This is a genomic window from Marinimicrobium sp. ARAG 43.8 (assembly GCF_050113635.1).
GTDB lineage: Bacteria > Pseudomonadota > Gammaproteobacteria > Pseudomonadales > Cellvibrionaceae > Marinimicrobium.
In genome coordinates, this window is sequence record NZ_JBNJLT010000033.1 from 1 (window position 1) to 759 (window position 759).

Annotated in this window: 1 protein-coding gene; it reads left to right on the forward strand. The window is 52.2% G+C overall.

All coding sequences use genetic code 11. The features are described 5' to 3' along the window. Positions 1–636 (forward strand): hypothetical protein (locus tag ACQCLF_RS16030; RefSeq protein ID WP_426989099.1); only part of this gene is annotated, 636 nt, incomplete at its 5' end. Positions 637–759: the final 123 nt, after the last annotated feature.

The window sequence follows — 759 nt, forward strand, 5'->3', positions numbered from 1 at the left end:
CTGGACTCCATTCGTCGAGCCAACCGGGTGATTCAGTTGGAAGCCTCAGAGGAATACCGGGAAAACTTTTCCCTGACCGCCATTAACAGCGCCGGGGAAAAAGGGCGGCGCATCTGCCTGCCCGGTGCGCATAGCGATGTGGGCGGGGGCTACCGATCTGGCGCTGAGGCACAGATTGTCTACAGAGGGCATCGGCGTGATCGCCACGCGGATCGTGACTGGTTTCTGGCCCAAGGCTGGTATCGCCCTGAGGAGTTGACGTTACCCAGCTCCCGAGACACCGCGAATCAGGTCATTCATGCCGAGCGGGCGCTGGTGAAAACCAGTTATAGCAAAATTCCTTTGGAGCTTATGGCGGGTTTTATAAAAGAAGAAGGGGTGGTCATGAATGAGCAGAAGTTTCTGGAGCTTATTGATTTGAGTGAAGAGCTTGAAGAGCTGCGGGACTTGCAAAGTCGTATACAGTCTTATGTTTCATCAGTTGCCAAATCAATGCCAGAACATTGGCAAGGCGAAGACCCTTTGCTCTATATCATCCGCCACCAGTACCTGCATTTTTCGGCGCACTATTCTGGAGTGGGGATGTCACCGCGGCTTCACGAAGGTCAACGCAGGCGAATGTACTATGACGATTAAAACCCGACGTCGATTCGTTCTTATATTGGCATTGCATTTATTACTTGGTTGTGAGGACTCTATGACGAAAGCGGACTGGCTGGCTTCTGAGTCGGCGCCAGATAAATATCCGATGGAAGTGAT